The 14,277-nt window shown below is 27.2% G+C and carries 18 protein-coding genes; all 18 read left to right on the forward strand.

The features are described 5' to 3' along the window. Positions 1 to 157 precede the first annotated feature (157 nt). The 18 genes from spoIIIAA to I4U58_RS08290 all read left to right on the forward strand — a co-directional run bounded on the left by spoIIIAA (position 158) and on the right by I4U58_RS08290 (position 14,151). Positions 158 to 1,123, forward strand: a complete 966-nt coding sequence (spoIIIAA, locus tag I4U58_RS08205; RefSeq protein ID WP_195930811.1) for a stage III sporulation protein AA — start codon at positions 158 to 160, stop codon at positions 1,121 to 1,123. Further along, entirely contained in the window at positions 1,113 to 1,634 is a 522-nt protein-coding gene (locus tag I4U58_RS08210; RefSeq protein WP_243269585.1) for a stage III sporulation protein AB, read from the forward strand. The genes spoIIIAA and I4U58_RS08210 overlap by 11 nt, the downstream gene beginning before the upstream one ends. Positions 1,635 to 1,645: 11 nt before the next feature. Next, positions 1,646 to 1,843, forward strand: a complete 198-nt coding sequence (gene spoIIIAC / locus I4U58_RS08215) for a stage III sporulation protein AC (protein ID WP_195930813.1) — start codon at positions 1,646 to 1,648, stop codon at positions 1,841 to 1,843. A 41-nt stretch (positions 1,844 to 1,884) separates the two neighbouring features. After that, positions 1,885 to 2,271 carry a stage III sporulation protein AD gene (gene spoIIIAD / locus I4U58_RS08220; protein ID WP_195930814.1) on the forward strand — a complete coding sequence of 129 codons (387 nt, stop codon included), beginning with the start codon at positions 1,885 to 1,887 and terminating at the stop codon, positions 2,269 to 2,271. 10 nt (positions 2,272 to 2,281) lie between these two features. After that, positions 2,282 to 3,478 carry a stage III sporulation protein AE gene (gene spoIIIAE, locus I4U58_RS08225; RefSeq protein WP_195930815.1) on the forward strand — a complete coding sequence of 399 codons (1,197 nt, stop codon included), beginning with the start codon at positions 2,282 to 2,284 and terminating at the stop codon, positions 3,476 to 3,478. A gap of 47 nt (positions 3,479 to 3,525) precedes the next feature. After that, a complete protein-coding gene (locus I4U58_RS08230) occupies positions 3,526 to 4,095 on the forward strand; it encodes a stage III sporulation protein AF (RefSeq protein ID WP_195930816.1) in 570 nt (189 codons plus the stop codon). 14 nt (positions 4,096 to 4,109) lie between these two features. Next, positions 4,110 to 4,685, forward strand: coding sequence for a stage III sporulation protein AG (locus tag I4U58_RS08235; protein ID WP_195930817.1), 576 nt, complete (start codon positions 4,110 to 4,112; stop codon positions 4,683 to 4,685). Between the two features lie 31 nt (positions 4,686 to 4,716). After that, complete coding sequence (locus tag I4U58_RS08240; protein ID WP_195930818.1) at positions 4,717 to 5,418, forward strand: SpoIIIAH-like family protein; 702 nt, start codon at positions 4,717 to 4,719, stop codon at positions 5,416 to 5,418. A 127-nt stretch (positions 5,419 to 5,545) separates the two neighbouring features. Then, positions 5,546 to 6,031 (forward strand): Asp23/Gls24 family envelope stress response protein, encoded by a 486-nt coding sequence (locus tag I4U58_RS08245; protein WP_195930819.1) that lies wholly within the window; start codon positions 5,546 to 5,548, stop codon positions 6,029 to 6,031. Between the two features lie 78 nt (positions 6,032 to 6,109). Further along, the gene (nusB, locus tag I4U58_RS08250) at positions 6,110 to 6,619 is read left to right on the forward strand and encodes a transcription antitermination factor NusB (RefSeq protein WP_195930820.1); all 510 of its coding nucleotides are present in this window, start codon (positions 6,110 to 6,112) and stop codon (positions 6,617 to 6,619) included. Next, the gene (locus I4U58_RS08255) at positions 6,600 to 7,580 is read left to right on the forward strand and encodes an O-sialoglycoprotein endopeptidase (protein WP_195930821.1); all 981 of its coding nucleotides are present in this window, start codon (positions 6,600 to 6,602) and stop codon (positions 7,578 to 7,580) included. Before nusB ends, I4U58_RS08255 begins: the two co-directional genes overlap by 20 nt. A gap of 2 nt (positions 7,581 to 7,582) precedes the next feature. Further along, positions 7,583 to 8,788 carry an exodeoxyribonuclease VII large subunit gene (xseA, locus tag I4U58_RS08260; RefSeq protein WP_195930822.1) on the forward strand — a complete coding sequence of 402 codons (1,206 nt, stop codon included), beginning with the start codon at positions 7,583 to 7,585 and terminating at the stop codon, positions 8,786 to 8,788. A gap of 2 nt (positions 8,789 to 8,790) precedes the next feature. After that, the gene (xseB, locus tag I4U58_RS08265) at positions 8,791 to 9,006 is read left to right on the forward strand and encodes an exodeoxyribonuclease VII small subunit (protein WP_195930823.1); all 216 of its coding nucleotides are present in this window, start codon (positions 8,791 to 8,793) and stop codon (positions 9,004 to 9,006) included. Between the two features lie 2 nt (positions 9,007 to 9,008). Then, positions 9,009 to 9,896 carry a polyprenyl synthetase family protein gene (locus I4U58_RS08270; protein WP_195930824.1) on the forward strand — a complete coding sequence of 296 codons (888 nt, stop codon included), beginning with the start codon at positions 9,009 to 9,011 and terminating at the stop codon, positions 9,894 to 9,896. Positions 9,897 to 9,920: 24 nt separating this feature from the next. After that, positions 9,921 to 10,349 (forward strand): divergent PAP2 family protein, encoded by a 429-nt coding sequence (locus I4U58_RS08275; protein WP_195930825.1) that lies wholly within the window; start codon positions 9,921 to 9,923, stop codon positions 10,347 to 10,349. A gap of 186 nt (positions 10,350 to 10,535) precedes the next feature. Further along, complete coding sequence (locus I4U58_RS08280) at positions 10,536 to 11,348, forward strand: TlyA family RNA methyltransferase (RefSeq protein ID WP_195930826.1); 813 nt, start codon at positions 10,536 to 10,538, stop codon at positions 11,346 to 11,348. A gap of 32 nt (positions 11,349 to 11,380) precedes the next feature. Further along, positions 11,381 to 13,057 (forward strand): DNA repair protein RecN, encoded by a 1,677-nt coding sequence (recN, locus tag I4U58_RS08285; RefSeq protein WP_195930827.1) that lies wholly within the window; start codon positions 11,381 to 11,383, stop codon positions 13,055 to 13,057. 143 nt (positions 13,058 to 13,200) lie between these two features. Further along, positions 13,201 to 14,151, forward strand: a complete 951-nt coding sequence (locus I4U58_RS08290; protein WP_243269586.1) for a SpoIVB peptidase S55 domain-containing protein — start codon at positions 13,201 to 13,203, stop codon at positions 14,149 to 14,151. Positions 14,152 to 14,277 lie beyond the last annotated feature (126 nt).

The following is a 14,277-nucleotide window of genomic DNA, read 5'->3' on the forward strand; positions in this document are numbered from 1 at the left end:
TACTGTAACATGAACATAAACTTATGAGCTATTTTTTTATCCATTTTTAAGTGTTGCACTTAATATGATAATTCATCGTATAAAATTACATACACAATAAGAGTAATAATTTTTAATCAAAATAAATATATATTTATAAACAAGAAGGAGGGATATCATGAAACTTTCAGATGAAATTATTAACTCACTATCGATTAATTTGAGAAAAAAGATAAAAAGCATAATAAATGATGAAGTAAATATTGAAGAAATAAGACTTAGAGTAAATAAGCCATTGATAATAAATGGAGACTCCAAGGATTATTTTTATAATGACAAGACAAGTAATTTGGATTTAGAAATGAAAAATCCATATATAGTCACAAAAGAAGATATAGAAGAGACATTTCAAATTATATGTAAATATTCGGTGCATTCTTTTATAGATGATATTAAAAAGGGATTTATAACGCTGAGGGGGGGCCACAGAATAGGAATAGTAGGTAAGGTAATAATAGAAAATGGACAAGTAAAAAATATAAAGCATATTTCATCACTTAATATAAGAATATCTAGAGAAATTAAAGGATGCTCAAAAAAAGTTTTAAAACACGTAATAAAAAATAAAAATCAAATAAACAATACAATAATAATTTCACCACCACAATGTGGTAAAACTACTATTTTAAGAGACATAGTCAGAAATATAAGCAATGGAAATAGAGAATATGGATTTAAGGGAGTAAAAGTAGCATTAATAGACGAAAGAAATGAAATAGGAGGCTCATGTATGGGGATTCCCCAACTAGATGTAGGCATTAGAACAGATATTATGGAAACTTGTCCAAAAGACTTAGGAATCATGATGGTTTTAAGATCTATGTCGCCAGATGTAATTGTAACTGATGAAATAGGCAACGAAAGCGAAATAAAAGCATTATATACGGCTTTAAATGGCGGTGTAAGCTTAATTACAACAGTACATGGGGATTCTATCGAAGATATACAAAATAGAGAGGAATTAAGGCGTCTATTAGATGGAAACTTATTTAAAAAAGCAATCATATTATCTTCGAGAAACGGACCTGGTACAGTAGAAAAAATTTATGATTTGCAGGAAAAGAGATGGTATTTTGGAAATTAAAATAATATTAGTAGGAATGTTAATCGGATGTAGTTATTTAGTAGGAGAAGATATATCTAAAAGATATATAAAAAGACATAAACAACTAAATGATTTAATTAGGGTATTAGAGATAATGAGAATGGATTTAGCTTTTGGAATGTATACATTAGAAGAAATTTTTAGAAATATAGCAGTCAAAGATGAATATGATTTTAGTGAGTTCTTTTTAAAATTTGCAGATGAACTTTCAAAAGAAGATGGAAAAACAATAGAACAGATTTTACAAGATACAATAAATATTTTATATAAAAATACATATTTAAAAGAAAACGAAATTGAAGAATTTAAAAAGTTAATTTTATCTCTTGGTAAAAGTGAAGTAGAATCCCAAGAGAGATTAATAGATTTAACAGTAGAAAATCTAAAGAAGCTAACAATAGAAAGTAAAGAAGATATAAAAAACAAAGGTAATCTCTATAAAAAGCTAATAACATTTAGTGGAATATGTATAGGGATAATTTTAATTTAGGAGATGAGAGTATGGATATAACTTTAATATTCAAAGTAGCTGGTGTAGGAATTTTAATATCAGTTTTAAATATGATTTTGACAAAAGTAGATAGAAGTGACTGGGCAACACTTACAACCCTTGCAGGAGTCGTAATTGTTTTGGGGCTTGTGATAGGGGAAATAAGCGATTTATTCAATACTGTTAGAACAATGTTTAAATTATATTAAAAATTTAAGTTACAACAGAAAAATAAAATGGAGGTGGTATTTTGGAAATAATCCAAATCATAGGAATTGCCATAATATCAACCATACTTTGTTTATTCATAAAAAAGGACAGACCGGAATTTGCAAATTTTATAGCTATTACTGCTGGAGTAATTATACTTCTATCTGTAATCTTAAAACTAAATTTTATAGTAGAAGAAATAAATAAACTGGCTGACAGAGCAAATATTCCATCAATGTACATATCTTTAATAATAAAATTAATAGGAATAGCATATATTATGGAGTTTGCAGTGTCACTTTGTAAAGATTGCGGGGAAAACAATATAGCTGCTAAACTCGAGTTCGGTGGAAAAATTATAATTATGAGTATGTCTTTTCCGATACTGCTATCAATAATAGATGCGATAATCGGAATTATACCGTAGGAGAAAGATTATGAAAAATAAATTTAAAATAATATTAATAGCTTTATTTTTTATAATATCTATGAATAATATAAGTTTTGCAAATGAAAATAAAGACAATACAGAGTCAAGTACACAACAATACAAAGTATCAGATGAAACATCACAAAATTATATAAATAGGCAATTAGAAAAAATTAATATAAGTAAGTTGGAAGAAGAACTTAAAGATAATGAAATCTTTAAAAATATAGATTTAAAGCAATTTGCAAAGGATTTAATCAAAGGAGATGCTAAACTTACAGATTTAATAAATACCGAAAATATAAAAAAATTAGTAATAGATCAATTAATAGCAAGTCTAAAAGTAATTACTATGATAATCGTCTTAGCATTATTATCATCAATTCTCAAAAGTATAGAAGGCTCTTTTTCATCAGGTGAAGTAAGCAAAATTGTAAATTACATAATTTTTATAACTATGGTTACGTTAGTATTAGTCAATTTTAAAGATGTATTATCAATTGCATATACAACAGTAAATAGCATAATAAGCATAGTCAATGTAATTGTACCGATATTATTGACATTATTAGCAGTAGGGGGTCTTACAACGACATCAGCAACATTATCACCAGTGTTTGTGGGAGGTGTGTCTATAATAAATATGGTATTTAAAAATGTTATTTTTACACTTATAACATTGGCATTTTGCGTACTAGTTATAAATAACCTATCTAAAAACATAAAATTAAAGAGATTTTCAGAATTACTTAAAAAAGCAAATGTAGTAATTGTAGGAGCAGCTTTTACAGTTTACTTAGGTCTTGTATCTATACAAGGGATATATGTTACATCATTTGATAAGTTTGCTGTAAAAAGCGCTAAATTTGCAGTAGGAAGTTTTATACCTGTTATAGGGAGTTTCGTATCAGATTCAGTAGATTTATTGTTATCTTCTTCGATTTTATTAAAAAATATTTTTGGAGCAGTTGGACTTATTTTATTAGTTGGAATTTGCTTTATACCTCTCATAAAGATTTTTTCAATAATTCTAGTATATAAAATAGGTGCTGCAATAGTTGAACCTATAGGAGAGGAAAATATATCTTCCTTTATGGATGAAACATCTAAACTTATGACAGTTATTTTAATTTCTGTATTAGCAGTACTAATAATGTTTTTTGTGACGATAAGTATTTTGACATCACTTAGTATTACTTCATAGATAAAAATTATAAAAAGTTTAATAAAAATATAAATTAATCTAAGGGGGTGGATGAGATTAAAAGTTGGATAATCTGTATCTTAATAGGAGCTTTTATTATAAATATAGTAGATATGGTACTTCCAGAAAGTAAATTAAAACCTTATATTAATTTAGTTTGCAATTTTATATTTATATTTATTGTAATTTCACCAATTGTAGGTTTTTTCTCAAGTGACGAGTCATTTGAAGATAAGATACTAAAATCTATGACTGATTATAACGAAAGATATGTAGAGAGTAATAAAGATTTAGTTGATAATAACAGCAATTTTAACTTAGATAGTGAATACCAGAGCAATTTAAAAGATGTACTAAAAATGAAATTAGATGAATATGGATATGAACTTGAAGATATAGATTTTAATGGAACTGATATAGAAAGTCTTAAAATAAAAGAAAAAAATAATGAAGGAGATTCTGAATTGGAAGAAAATAGTAAAGATAAAGATAGTTCGAGCAAAGACAGCGAAGTTTTTAAAAATAATACGACAAACAAAAGTGAGAATAAAGATAAATTAAAAAACGACTTGATAAAAATCTTGGAAGTATCGATTGATAAAATTGAAATTGATTAATAGGAGCGAGTTTTATGTTTAAAAAAATAAATTTTAATGAAAAGGAAAAGAAAAAATTGATAAGCTTATTAGTTGTAGGTGCGCTATGTGTTGTAAGTCTAGTAGCGCTAAATATAATACAAGGAAAAGAAAAGGTAGCTGATGCACAAAAAGAGGAAAATACAACAACAAAGCAAAGTGAAGAAGCTCAACAAGCCTCTAGTAGTGAAAAAGAAAAAGATGATTTAGAAAAACAGCTTACAGCAATATTAAAAGAGATAAATGGTTCAGGTGATGTATCTGTTATGATTACTTATGATAATAGCGAAGAAATAGAGCCAGCGTATAATTCAAGTGCTACAAAAGAAACTACATCAGAAACAGATTCTTCAGGTGGAGAAAGAACAGTTGAAACATCAAGTGAAAATAAAACACTAGTCACTTCAAATTCTTCTGATCCTATAGTTATAAAGACTAAAGAAGCAAAGATAAAAGGTGTTTTAGTAGTTGCAAGTGGAGCAAAAGATGCTCAAGTAAAACAGACATTATATGAAGCTGTTCAAACAGCACTTCAAATATCAGGACATCAAGTTGAAGTTTATGCTAAATAAATACTTTGCATAAAAAAATAGGGGGGATTTTATGAAATTTAATTATAAAAACAGGGGATTTGTAGTTTTATCATTGAGTTTGATGTTGATTGCAGTAGGTGTAGTTAATTATCAACTTAGCAAAGATTCAACACTTAGTGTTTCAGATGAATTTAAGGCTTATGAACAAGCTCAAATAGATAAAAATTCTCCTGATGATACTACATTAGTAGATAGTATAGATGGCAAAGTAACTACTGATGATAAAGATAAATCTACAGAAACTTCTAATTCTAAAGATAATACTAAAGATACAGCTAAAGAAAATTCAGACGTAGAAAACTTGGCTAAAGAGACAAGCAAAGAAATAGAAGATACGCTAAATTCTAAGGAAAATATAGATAGCGATACATATATAGTAGATATGAAAATGACTAGAGAAAAACAAAGAAATCAACTTACAGAACAACTAAATGAAATAATAAACAATCCATCTACAGCTGATGAAGCAAAAGTAGAAGCATCAAACATGAAGGTTTCAATAGTAAAAAACAGCGATACAGAACTACAAATAGAGAATTTACTTTTAGCTAAAGGATATGATGAAGCAATAGTATTTATAGACGGAGATAAAGCAAATGTTGTCGTAAATATGGAAGAAATTAAACAAAATGATGCGACTAAAATATTTGATATAGTTTCAAATCAATCTGGAATCAGTCGCGAAAATATAAAACTTACAAATAATAGATAATTGATAAATTTTAGAATAAATTGATAAGAATGGGTTTATAATAAAATTAAGCCTTATTTCTTGCAAATTATAAAAGGATTTGATATTATATAATAAATAATAACCTAAGAATAGGGGGTAGTGTGTCATGGAAAATAATAATTTAGGACAAGTTAAAATATCAAACGAAGTGATAGTTACTATAGCTGGATTAGCAGCTTTAGAAGTTGAAAATGTAGAAACAATAACTACAATAACAGATAAACTACTTAAGAATAATGGTGTAAAAATTCAAATAGATGAAGAACAAATAATATTAGATATTTATGTTAATATCGAATTTGGAGAATCTATACCAGATACAGCTTTCAAAATACAAGAAAATGTTAAGAATACTGTAGAGACAATGACTGGACTAGAAGTATCTACTGTAAATGTACATGTACAAGGAATTACTTTCTATAAAGAAAAAGCAGAAAAAGAAGAAGCAAAAGCTCATAAAAGAGAAGAGGCTAAATTAGCTAAAGCTGCAAAAAAAGAAGAAGCTAGATTAGCAAAAGAAGCTAAAAAAGCATCAAAATCTGAAGAAAATGATGAAAATGACGAAGACGATGAAATAACAATAGCAGAGTAAGCAATAAAAACCCTCTGAAAAATCAGAGGGTTTTTTTATTGCAATATAGTGTATAATAAGTCTGAAGGAGGATTAAATATGAAAAACATAAGAGCAAAAAGAGAGACAAGTAGAGAATATTTAATGAAATTAATGTATCAAACATATATATCAAACGGAGATATAACTGATTTAGAAAATGAAATGGAAGAATTCTTACAAAACAACAAAGAATACATAGTAAGTAGATATAAAGAATTAGTTTTAACTTATTCAGACAAAGATGTAGACTTTGAAGGACTTTCATTAGAAAAATGTGTTGATAGAGTTTACTTAAATGAAATGTGTGATATTTTAAGATTCAAAATTGATTATATAAATGAACTTATAGAAAACAACGCGAAAAACTGGTCTATAAATAGATTTTCAAAAATAGACTTAGCAATATTACAAATAGCAATAGCTGAAATATTATCTGATTTAAATATACCAGATAGAGTTTCTATAAACGAAGCTATAGATTTAGCAAAAATGTATTGTGAAGCAAAAACACCTAAATTTATAAACGGAATTTTAGGAAGTGTTGTAAATGAGATCAAGGAGAGATAACATTGTAATAGGAATAGATACTAGCTGCTATACAACTTCTATAGCAGCTATCTCTTTAAATAAGGATATAATTTTAAGTGAAAAAATAATGCTTAAAGTTGACAAAGATTCAAAAGGGCTTAGACAAAGTGAAGGTGTTTTTCAACATATATCTAATATAGGAATATTAAGTGAGAATATAAGTGAAAAGTTAAAAAACTACAATATAGTTGGAGTGTGTGTCTCTGAAAAACCAAGACCAATAGATGGCTCTTATATGCCAGTTTTTACAGTAGGGCTAAATGCAGGAAAATTAATTAGTGCAACACATAATTGTCCTTTTTTCGAGACAACACATCAAGAAAATCATATAAAATCTAGTTTATTAGGGAAAAATCTATTAAACGAAAATAGATTTTTGGCAGTTCATATGTCTGGAGGAACTACAGAAATAGTATTAGTAAATAAAAATGAATACAACGATTATGAATTTGAAATTATCGGTGGAACAAAAGATATAAGTTTTGGACAACTAATAGATAGACTAGGTGTAAAACTTTCTTATAATTTCCCATGTGGTAAGTATATAGACGAAAATGCATTAAAATCCGATATAAAAATAGAAAATGGATTGAAAACTAGTGTAAAAGACGGATATATGAACTTATCTGGATTAGAAAATCAATTAAATAAAATAATGGAAAATGATGATAATATAGATAAATATTACTTATCAAAACTACTTATGGATACTATAGTGAGATGTATGCTAAAATCACTTAAATATCTATGTGAAAAATATGAAGCTTATGAAGTAGTATTTGCAGGCGGTGTATCTGCAAGTAAATATATATCTAAAAATTTAACTCAGAAATTGAAAAAGTATAATGTAAAAGCTTATTTTACAGAGTCTCACTTAGCTACAGATAATGCTGTAGGTTGTGCTTTGATAGGAATTGAAAATTTAAATTTAGGAGAATAAATATGAAAATAAGGGCTTTAGACGTAAGTGAAGCAAATTCGTATATAAAAAGAATTTTGATAAATGACCCTATACTGTGCAACTTAAAAATTAAAGGAGAAATTTCAAATTTTAAAGTTCATAGTAGCGGCAATGTGTATTTATCGCTAAAGGATCAAAATTCAAAAATTAATTGTGTTATTTTTAGAAATGACTACGATAGAAATTTAAATTTAGAAAATGGAACAAAAGTAATAGCAAGTGGATATATTTCAGTTTATGAAAGAGATGGTTCTTATCAACTATACATAAAACATATAGAAATAGCAGGGATAGGAAACCTATATATTGAATTTAATAAATTAAAAGAAAAATTGCAAAAAGAAGGTTTATTTGATTATAAATATAAAAAGCCAATACCTAAAATACCAAAATCTATAGGTGTAGTAACTTCGCCAACAGGAGCAGTAATTAGAGATATAATAAACGTGACAAAAAGGAGATATCCAAAAGTTCATATAAAATTATATCCAGTAAAAGTCCAAGGTGAGGGTGCAAAAGATGAGATATGCGAAGGTATAAGATTTTTCAATGAGATTCACAAAGTCGATACGATAATTATCGGTAGAGGCGGTGGTTCTATAGAAGATTTATGGGCATTTAATGAAGAAGAAGTGGCCAGATGTGTATTTGAATCAAAAATACCTATTATATCTGCTGTAGGACACGAGATAGATTTTACAATATGTGATTTTGTATCAGATATGAGAGCGCCTACACCATCAGCTGCTGCAGAAATTGCAATACCGGATGTAGATGATTTATATTTCAAATTAGAAAATATAAAAAGCAGGATGAATAAATCGTTGACTAATATAGTTAATTATGACGAACAAAAACTTAAATATACATTTAATAGAATTAATACTATTTTAAATGATTATATTATAAGTGATAAAATTTATGATTTAGATAAGATTATAGAAAAGTTAAACAATAATATAGAAACTAAAATAAATAAAGAAGAAATGAACTTAAAAAATTTAGGTTCTTTACTTCATAATTTAAGCCCATTAAGAACATTAGATAGAGGATATAGTATAATAAATAAAGAAGATGTAGTTGTGAATAGTGTTTTAAAAGTATCAGAAAACGATGAAATAGAAGTAGTTTTATCTGATGGAAGTTTAGATTGCACTGTAAATAAAATTAATAAAAAAGAGGGATAAAAATGGAACTTACATATGAACAAGCTTACTCAAAGTTAGAAGAAATTTTAAATAAACTTGAAACAAACAATGCGTCACTAGATGAATCATTAAAACTTTATGAAGAGGGTATAAAACTCTATGCTACATGTAATAAATTACTTGATAAAGCGAAATTTAAGATAAGCAAATTTAATGAAGATCAAGAGCTAGAAGATTTCGACTTAGAGGAGGAATAAAAATGGCATTTAAAGAAAATTTAAATACAAAATCTGCATATATAGAGGATTTGTTAAAAGAGTATATGCCAAAAGAAGAGGGATACCAAAAAACGATTTTTGAAGCTATGAATTACAGTTTAAGTGCTGGCGGAAAAAGATTAAGACCGATACTTACTTTAGAAGCTACAAAAATTGTAGGAGGAGATGAAAAAGAAGCTGTACCATTTGCTATGGCGATAGAGATGATACATACATATTCATTAATCCATGATGACCTGCCAGCTATGGATAACGATGATTTTAGAAGGGGAAAACCTACTAATCACAAAGTATTTGGAGATGCAATGGCGACTTTAGCTGGTGACGCTCTTTTAAATTATGCTTTCGAGATAATGCTTAAAGAATCAATAGGAAAATCAAATCCAGATAGAAGGCTAAAAGCTATCTATGAAATTGCAAGAGGCGCTGGAATATATGGTATGATAGGCGGACAAGTTGTAGATATAGAAAGTGAAGATAAATCAATAGAAAAAGAGAAACTAGATTTTATACATATGAATAAAACAGCTGCTATGATTGTAGGATGTATGAGAGCGGGCGCAATTATAGGAGATGCAACAGAAGAAGATTTACAAAATATAACTAGATATGCCAAAAATATAGGTTTGGCTTTTCAAATAGTAGATGATATCTTAGATATAGTTGGAGACGAAAAAATATTAGGAAAACCTGTAGGAAGTGATTTAGAAAACCATAAATCTACATATCCTACTTTAATAGGTCTTGAAAAATCAAGAAAAGTAGCAAAAGATTTAATAGAAGAGGCAAAAGATAGTATAAGAAAAATATCAGGGGATTTCAGCTTTTTAGAAGGTTTAGCTGACTATATAATTTCTAGAGACCACTAATCTAAAGTATATTTAGGAGGAAATATGACAGACATTTTTCAAAATAGAATTTTACTTATTAGTATATTTTCTTGTTTTTTAGCACAATTTATAAAAATATTTACGGGAAAAGAAAAAAGAATTGACTTTAAAAGAATTATAATTTCAGGAGGCATGCCTAGTTCGCATAGTTCATTTGTAACATCATTAGCTATGCTTGTGGGATTTGATAAAGGATTTGCATCTACTGAATTTGCAATAACAGCAGTATTTGCAATTATTGTAATGTATGATGCTTCTGGAGTTAGAAGAGCTGTCGGAAAACAAGCTGAGATTTTAAATCAAATAGTAGACGACTTTTTCCACGGGAAATTTGACCAACATAAAAAGCTAAAAGAATTAGTTGGACACACGCCAAAAGAAGTTTTATTTGGAGCTTTATTAGGAATAATAATAGGGATAGTGATGTCTTAGTAAAACAAAATTTAAGAGATTTCTTAAATTGAAAAAAAAATAATAATATGATATAATTCTAATGTTTAAAATATTGATAGAAAGAATATACTTTATTTAAAAGAGTATATTCTTTTTTTAGCAATAAAATATGATTTAAGACAAAATAAAAAGAAATTTATTATAAAATAAATGAAAGGTAATTTTATGAAGAAAAGAATAGATGTTTTATTAGTTGAACAAGGATTTTTTGAGAGTAGAGAAAAAGCAAAAAGATCTATAATGGCTGGATTAGTATTTGTAAATAATCAAAAATGCGACAAAGCAGGTACAGAAGTAAATACTGATGCCAAAATAGAAGTAAAAGGAAATCCAATACCTTATGTAAGTAGAGGTGGATTAAAATTAGAAAAAGCAATGAAAAACTTTGATATAACTTTACAAGATAAAGTTTGTATGGATATAGGTGCATCGACTGGTGGATTTACTGACTGTATGCTTCAAAATGGAGCTAGAAAAGTATTTTCAATAGATGTAGGTTATGGACAATTAGCTTGGAAATTAAGACAAGACGAGAGAGTTGTCTGCATGGAAAGAACTAATATAAGATATGTAACAATAGAAGACACTAAAGAGTTTGCAGATTTTGCATCTATAGATGTATCATTTATATCTTTAAAATTAGTACTTCCAGTTGCACATAACTTAATTAGCCCAGGTGGAGAAATCGTAGCACTTATAAAACCTCAATTCGAAGCAGGTAAAGATAAAGTAGGTAAAAAAGGTGTAGTTAGAGAAAAATCAACACATGTAGAAGTAATCGAAATGGTTTCAAAATTTGCTGTAGAAACTGGATTCTCTATATTAAACCTAGATTATTCACCTATTAAAGGACCAGAAGGTAATATAGAATACCTTATTCACTTAAAAAACAGCAATGAAGGTTATACATTTAATGAAGAAGACTATAAAGAAAAAGTAATTAAAGTTGTGGAAGATTCACACAAATTAAATCATTAATCAAAAATTAGTCGAGAAAGAGGGGGTTTACTATGATCCTTGAAATGTATATGAAAAATTGCGCTTTAATTGAGGAGTCTAGACTAACTATAAATAACGGTTTAAATATATTAACAGGGGAAACAGGAGCAGGAAAATCTATAATTATTGAAGCACTTGGTTTATGTCTTGGAGAAAAATACGACAGGTCCTTTTTAAGAAAGGGCACTGATAAAGGTATTTGTGAAATAGTAGTTTCATCACAAAGCTCCAATTTAAAAGAAGTCTTAGATAAATATGATATTGATTATGAAGACAATCAAATTATAATTACTAGAGTTATGTATGCAGACGGAAAGAGTGTAGCAAGAATAAATGGACGAACTGTCAAGATTTCAATACTTAAAGAAGTTGCATGTACAATAGTTGATTTACATAGCCAACATCAAAATCAGCTTCTATTTAATAAAGATACACATATTAAATTTTTAGATTTATTTGGAGAAAAAGACATTGAACCTTTAAAATCTAATTATAAAGAATCATACAACCAATTTAATAAAATAAAAAAAGAGTTAAATGATTTAAATGAAAATAAAGATGAGATGGAAATTCAAAGAGAAATTGATTTAATAAAATTTCAAATTAATGAAATCGATGAAGCTAATTTAAATGAAGAAGAATACGACGCTCTAAAAGCTCAACGAGAACTATGTAGAAATAGTGAAAAGATATATAATAATTTAAGCCTTTCATATCAAAAATTATATGAAGGGGATGTAAACGCCGTTGACTTAATAGGAATGGCAGCAAAAGAGCTAGCTGATATTGCTTCTTATGACAAGAATATAAGCGAGTATAGTGAAAATATAGAGAGAATTATGTACGAACTTCAAGATATTTCTAGGGAAATCAGAGACTATAAAGAAAATATAAGTTTTAATCCTTATGAGATGGAAGAAATCGAACAGAGAATAGACCAAATTAACAACTTAAGAAGAAAATATGGAAGTTCTGTAACAGAAATATTTGAATATAGACAAAAAATACAAGATAGATTAGATGAAATTTTAAATAGAGATGAAAAAGTTGCATCCTTAAAATTAGAACTAGAAAAGTTAGAATCTGTTCTTTACGATAAAGCTAAGCAAATAAGTAAGGCAAGACAAGATGTAGCTATACAACTACAAGATGTTTTAATAAAAGAGCTTCACAGCTTAAATATGAAAAATGTATCATTCCAAGTTGATTTTAAAGAAATAGCATTTAATCAAAATGGATGTGATGATGTAGAATTTATGGCATCATTCAACTTAGGAGAAGATATAAAGCCAATATATAAAGTAGCATCTGGTGGAGAAATGTCTAGATTTATGCTCGCATTTAAAACAATACTAGCAGATATAGATGAAATAGATACATTAGTATTTGATGAAATAGATACAGGTATAAGTGGTATAGCAGCTCAAATTGTAGGAGAAAAATTATCTAAAATAGGTAAGAAAAAACAAGTTATATGTATAACACATCTTCCTCAAATAGCGGCTAATGGACATACTCATTATAGAATCGAAAAAAATACATCTAATGATAGAACATATACAAATATAAAAGAATTGACATTTGATGAGAGAATAGATGAAATTGCTAGATTAATAGCAGGGAATAATATAACTGAAAAGACTATTGAGCATGCTCATGAAATAATTGAACTAGCTCAATTGAATTAATATATAAGGTCTCTATTAATTTAAAATAGGGATCTTTTTTAAAATTAATGAATAAATAATAAAAAAATACAAAACATAATATATGCTATTGTGAATTAGAGGTGATTTATATAAAAAGGATATATTTAGTTGTATTTATATTATTGTTCAGTATTATAATACTACATAACAAAAAAACTGAAGTAGTAGCAAATTTTTTTGAAAGTAAAAAATATGTATATGTATTGGGAGATATTGTCGGCATTAATGCAAAAACAGATGGAGTTTTAGTTTTAGCAAATGAAGAAGAAAATATAGAATACATAGATAAATTAAGAGAAGGCGACAATATTTTATATATAGAAGATACAAAAATAAACTCCAGCCAAGATGTATACGATATTTTAAATAAATTAAAAAAAAATAAAGTAAACATAAAATTAGAGCGTAATGGTAAAATAATTACGAAATCCATAAAAATTAAACATGAAAATGGAATATATAAATTGGGCTTTTGGGTTAGAGATAAGGTGTCGGGTATTGGTACAATGACATGTTATGACCCACAAAAAAATCTATTTTATGCTATTGGTCATCCTATTTATGACATAGATACTAAAAAACAATTAAAAATAAAAGAAGGAAATATCTCGAGTATATCAAATTTAGAAATTATAAAAAGTAATTCGGGCAAAGTAGGGTATATAAAAGGAGATTTTGACAATAAAGAGATAATTGGAAGTTTTTTAGAAAACTCTAACTATGGTATAGAGGGAAAAATAAATCAAAATTTATCTTATAAATATCAAAAAAAGAAGATGGAAGTAGCTAGATTTAAAGATATAAAATTAGGAAAAGCTGAAGTATTATTTCAATCAGATGATAATAAAGTAGAATCTTACGATATTTTAATCAACAATATAGATAAACAAAGTAAAACTTTGGAGATTGAGATAATAGATAAGGATTTAATAGATTATACTGGTGGTATAATACAAGGTATGAGTGGCGCTCCAATCGTACAAAATAACAAATTAATTGGAAGTATTACATATGTTTTGAAAAATAACCCAAAAAAAGGATTTGGAATTTTTATAGGAGCAATGATAAAATAGGGAAAATAAAACAAATTTAAATTTAAATGAAGGAAAACAATTTTATAATGTCGAATAGCTTAGTATACTCGATTACGATGAAAATTATTTTCAAAGTATTATACTAAAAAAAATTTTAGGTAGTAT

The sequence above is a fragment of the Clostridium sp. 1001270J_160509_D11 genome, assembly GCF_015667935.1.
In the GTDB taxonomy this organism is placed as follows: Bacteria; Bacillota; Clostridia; order Peptostreptococcales; family Peptostreptococcaceae; genus Intestinibacter.

Bases quoted from the DNA above. Each gene is read 5' to 3' on its own strand.
- recN (WP_195930827.1), top strand. From the start codon at position 11,381: ATGATCCTTGAAATGTATATGAAAAATTGCGCTTTAATTGAGGAGTCT.
- I4U58_RS08245 (WP_195930819.1), top strand. From the start codon at position 5,546: ATGGAAAATAATAATTTAGGACAAGTTAAAATATCAAACGAAGTGATA.
- xseA (WP_195930822.1), top strand. From the start codon at position 7,583: ATGAAAATAAGGGCTTTAGACGTAAGTGAAGCAAATTCGTATATAAAA.
- I4U58_RS08270 (WP_195930824.1), top strand. From the start codon at position 9,009: ATGGCATTTAAAGAAAATTTAAATACAAAATCTGCATATATAGAGGAT.
- xseB (WP_195930823.1), top strand. From the start codon at position 8,791: ATGGAACTTACATATGAACAAGCTTACTCAAAGTTAGAAGAAATTTTA.
- spoIIIAA (WP_195930811.1), top strand. From the start codon at position 158: ATGAAACTTTCAGATGAAATTATTAACTCACTATCGATTAATTTGAGA.
- I4U58_RS08275 (WP_195930825.1), top strand. From the start codon at position 9,921: ATGACAGACATTTTTCAAAATAGAATTTTACTTATTAGTATATTTTCT.
- spoIIIAE (WP_195930815.1), top strand. From the start codon at position 2,282: ATGAAAAATAAATTTAAAATAATATTAATAGCTTTATTTTTTATAATA.
- I4U58_RS08280 (WP_195930826.1), top strand. From the start codon at position 10,536: ATGAAGAAAAGAATAGATGTTTTATTAGTTGAACAAGGATTTTTTGAG.
- I4U58_RS08240 (WP_195930818.1), top strand. From the start codon at position 4,717: ATGAAATTTAATTATAAAAACAGGGGATTTGTAGTTTTATCATTGAGT.
- I4U58_RS08235 (WP_195930817.1), top strand. From the start codon at position 4,110: ATGTTTAAAAAAATAAATTTTAATGAAAAGGAAAAGAAAAAATTGATA.
- spoIIIAC (WP_195930813.1), top strand. From the start codon at position 1,646: ATGGATATAACTTTAATATTCAAAGTAGCTGGTGTAGGAATTTTAATA.
- nusB (WP_195930820.1), top strand. From the start codon at position 6,110: ATGAAAAACATAAGAGCAAAAAGAGAGACAAGTAGAGAATATTTAATG.
- I4U58_RS08255 (WP_195930821.1), top strand. From the start codon at position 6,600: ATGAGATCAAGGAGAGATAACATTGTAATAGGAATAGATACTAGCTGC.